The sequence below is a fragment of the Frankia sp. CoBUL1 genome, from assembly GCF_978021245.1.
Genome location: NZ_CDXDOS010000358.1, coordinates 1 through 2,699, shown reverse-complemented (window position 1 = coordinate 2,699; position 2,699 = coordinate 1). Strand labels below are relative to the sequence as shown.

Below are 2,699 nucleotides of genomic sequence, written 5' to 3'. Positions count from 1 at the left end.
CTCAACCACTAAGTCATACCTCTCACTGCGCCTACGCCATCAATCCGTGACGTTCGGTGCCGCAGTCGCCCATGGATGATCTTGTTGTGTGGCAGTGGCAGTGGCAGTGGCCCCCCGCCCCAGGGCGGCACCCACCTGCTGGGAGGAGTTGAGTAACGCCGCGGGCGATATGGCGTCGTCGCCGGTTCGGAATGATGTCCAGCGGATAAGCGTGGTTCGCCGGGTGGCGGGCATCAGCTTGTTGACCTGTGATGTCGAGCGCCAGCTGACGGCAATGGTCCTTGTATCGGTGACCGACGATGGGAGAATAGGATCGTGAGCGACATAACTGCCTCAGATCGTCGTACACATGAAAGATCCACAAATGTGCCCTGGTTTGGTTTTCTCGCCGTTGGAGCAGTTTTTGCCCTGTTCGCGCTGGCCATTCCGCAGTTCGATCTGACCATGGTATGGTCGATCGCCGTGCTTCTCGGGATCGTCCTGCTCCTCGGTGCGGTGAGTGAGTTGCTGGCGGCGGCGGCGACGGCCCGGGACTGGCGCTGGTCCCATGCGCTGCTCGCGGTGCTGTTCGTGGCCGGCGGGGTGGTGGCGCTGGCCTGGCCGGATCCCACGGTCAAGGCGGTGGGCCGGATCGCGGCCTGGTTCTTTTTGATCAAGGGTCTCTACGACGTCGTCAACTCGTTCGTCGCCCGACGGACCGAGCAGCAGGCCACAGCCGGGCAGTACGCCACCGCGGCGGAGGGCCGCCCCACCCGGGCCCAGTGGTGGATGCCGCTGATCGTTGGTGCCTTGGAGATCGGGGCGGCGTTCTGGGTGGTGGGTTCCCAGCGGGTCTCGTTGCCGCTGCTGGCCCTGTGGGTGGGCCTCACGGCCCTGGCGATCGGACTGACCAAGATTGCCATGGGGTTCCGGCTGCGGGGCGTTTCCCGACCGCCCGCCTCGCTGGAGGGCCTGGCGATTCCCGGCTTCGGCGCCGGCGCGGTGGAAGGCAGGCGGCTGGAGGAGGGGCGCCTCCAACGACCCGTGTCCGGGAACCGTTGACATCCCGGGTGGTCCCCGGATCCCGGCTCCCGGTTTCTTCCCGGCCCATCGGCTTCCGCCACCGCGGTCGGTCTGTCCCTGACGCCCCACCGCCCCGACTCGCGTCAGGGCGGTGGGGCGTCAGGGTTGTGCTCCGCGGGAGGCTCTTCGCCGCCTCGGCGCGCGTCGGCATAGCCTCGGCGGCGTGATCCGTGAGCCGCTGCCCGTCCCGTCGGAGACGGCCTTCCCGTCGTGGGTGATCCGCTTGCATGCGCGTGCGCTCGCGCGGTTGACCGGCGCGCCCGAGGCGCGGCGCAGCGTCCGGTTCTTCGCCGACCAGGTCCGGGTCGTCGCGGTCCTCGTCGGGCTGTCCGTTCTCGGTTCGGCCGCCGTCGCCGTCGGGCCGTTCGTCCTGCGCCATCTCATCGACACGTCGTTGCCCACCGGCCAGGTGCGTGACCTCGTCGTCCCCGTCCTGCTGCTGTGCGCGGTGCTGGTGTTCGAGTCGAGCGTGCTTTCGGCGCGCATGGCGCTCATCGCTCGGCTCGGCGGCGTTGTCTCCGTGCGGATCCGTCAGACGGTGAACGCTCACCTGCAGCGCCTGCCCTTCGCTTTCTTTCCCCGCAGCCAGCAGGGGGAGGTGATGACGGTGATGTCCACCGACGTCCTGAACACCCAGAACGCGATTTCCGCCACCGTGCAGGCGGTGGTCTGCCGGATCGCGGACATCGTCGTCGGCTCGATCGTCGTCTTCGTGCTGGACTGGCGTCTGAGCCTGGCGGTGATGGTCTTCGCGCCGGCCACGCTGCTGATCGTCCGCTCGGGCCGGCGGCGGCTCGCCGCGCTGTCCATCCGTCAGCGGGAGCTCGACGGTCTGCTCATGGCCCAGGTCGCCGACACCTCGTCGGTCTCCGGGGCGCTGCACGTGCGGCTGTTCGACCGGGTCGACTACGAGCAGACCCGGTTCGACGCGGCGGGCGCCGAGCTGCTCGCCGCCGCCGAGGATCAGGCCCGGCTGATGTCGCGGGTCCGGTTCCTGGTCAACCTCGGGATTATCGCGACGATGACGGCGGTGCTGGCGCTGGGGGCCTGGCTGGTCTCCAGCGGCCGCATCACGCTCGGGACGGTCGCCGCCCTGGGCGGCGCGTTGCTGGTGGCTTTCGGACCACTGTCGTCCGCTGTCAACCTGCGTGCGGAGCTCGCGGGTGCGGGCGCGTCCTTCCGGCGGATCTTCTCCCTGCTTGACGTCCCGCAGGACGAGGTACGCCTGAGGTTCGAAGGGGCCCGGGCCCCCGCGCTGACCGTCCCCCGCGCACCGCGGTCCGGGACGGAACCGGTGCCGGCAGCCGCTCGCCGGGGAGTCGATGCCGGCCGGGGACTCGATCTGACGTTCGACGACGTATGGTTCTCTTACGATCTCGCCACGGCCGAGGACCGGCCGGACGGCGACTGGCCGGACGACGACCCGACGTGGAACCTGCGCGGGGTGACCCTGAAAGTCACCGCGGGGACGACGACGGCAATCGTCGGGGCCAGCGGGGCCGGCAAGACGACCATCGCCTATCTGGCCAGCGGCATGCACCGGCCGCGGCGCGGCGGCATCCGTCTCGGCGGGGTTCCCCTCGACGACATCCCGCCGGATCGTCTGCACACGATGATCGGCGTCGTCCCTCAGCTTG

At 69.4% G+C, this 2,699-nt stretch carries 2 protein-coding genes; both read left to right on the top strand.

Features of this window, described 5'->3' with window-relative positions; translation table 11 throughout:
• Nucleotides 1–366: 366 nt before the first annotated feature.
• Nucleotides 367–1,041: a DUF308 domain-containing protein gene (locus tag AC08OX_RS16865; RefSeq protein ID WP_476608694.1), complete on the top strand. Its 675-nt coding sequence runs from the start codon at nt 367–369 to the stop codon at nt 1,039–1,041.
• A gap of 184 nt (nt 1,042–1,225) precedes the next feature.
• Nucleotides 1,226–2,699: ABC transporter transmembrane domain-containing protein (locus AC08OX_RS16860; protein ID WP_476608693.1), on the top strand; the 1,474-nt coding region annotated here is incomplete at its 3' end.